Genomic DNA, 1241 nt, shown 5'->3' with positions numbered 1-1241 from the left:
CTGAATGGCGGGGCCGGTGCGGATAGCCTGATCGGCGGTGAGGGCGACGACACCTATAGCGTCGACAATACCGGTGACATCGTCACCGAAGCCGCCGACGAGGGAACTGACACGGTTCGCGCGACATCAGCGAGCTACACGCTTGCCGCCAATCTCGAGAACCTCAGCTATATCGGCACGGCGGCCTTTACCGGGACGGGCAATGAGCTTGCCAACACCATAAGGGGCGGGGCAGGTGCCGATACCCTGGACGGGAAGGCCGGTGCTGACAGCTTAATCGGTGGTGCGGGCAACGACATCTACATTGTCGATAACGTAGGCGACGTGGTCACCGAAGTTCTGAATGAAGGAACCGATCTGATCAAGACGGCGCTTTCAAGCTATACGCTCGGCAACAATGTCGAGAACCTGCTCTTTACGGGATCCGGCAGCTTCAGCGGCACGGGCAATGCGCTCGTCAACACGATCACCGGCGGCGCCGGCAACGACACGCTTGACGGCGGCATCGGCAATGACACGCTGGCAGGCGGCGCCGGTAACGACACATTGATCGGCGGGGCTGGTTCCGACACGCTGTCGGGCGGGACGGGCGACGACATCTATGTGGTCGATATCGCGACCGACGTGGTGATCGAGAATGCCAACGAAGGGACGGACACGGTCCAGACGGCGCTTGCCAGCTATACGCTCGGCAACAATGTCGAGAACCTGACCTATACGGGCTCCGCCAGCTTCACCGGCGCCGGCAATGCGCTCGCCAACACGATCATCGGCGGCGCCTTCAATGACACGCTGAATGGCGGGGCCGGTGCGGATAGCTTGATCGGCGGTGATGGCAACGACACCTACATCGTCGACAATGCCGGTGACATCGTCACCGAAGCTGCCGACGAGGGAACCGACACGGTTCGCACGACATTGGCAAGCTATACGCTTGGCAGCGATGTCGAGAACCTCACCTATATCGGAACGGTAGCCTTTGCTGGAACAGGCAATGATCTCGACAACACGATCATCGGTGGCGTTGCCAACGATACGCTTTCCGGCGGCGTCGGCCACGATACGCTGAATGGCGGGGGCGGGGCCGATCATTTGATCGGTGGTGCTGGCGACGACACCTATATCGTCGACAATGCCGGCGACATCGTCACCGAGAACGCCAATGAGGGGATCGACACGGTTCGCACGAACCTGAGTGCCCACACATTGGCTGCCAATGTCGAGAACCTCACCTACATCGG

At 60.8% G+C, this 1241-nt stretch carries 1 protein-coding gene; it reads left to right on the top strand.

Annotation, left to right across the window (positions count from 1 at the left end; all coding sequences use genetic code 11):
- Nucleotides 1-1241: calcium-binding protein (locus FFR93_RS40400; protein ID WP_138397226.1), on the top strand; the 1241-nt coding region annotated here is incomplete at both ends.

Origin of the sequence: Rhizobium sp. MHM7A (assembly GCF_005862215.1) — a bacterium.
Lineage (GTDB): Bacteria > Pseudomonadota > Alphaproteobacteria > Rhizobiales > Rhizobiaceae > Rhizobium > Rhizobium bangladeshense.
Note: the sequence above shows the minus strand (reverse complement) of the source record. Positions and strands in the feature narration are given on the sequence as shown.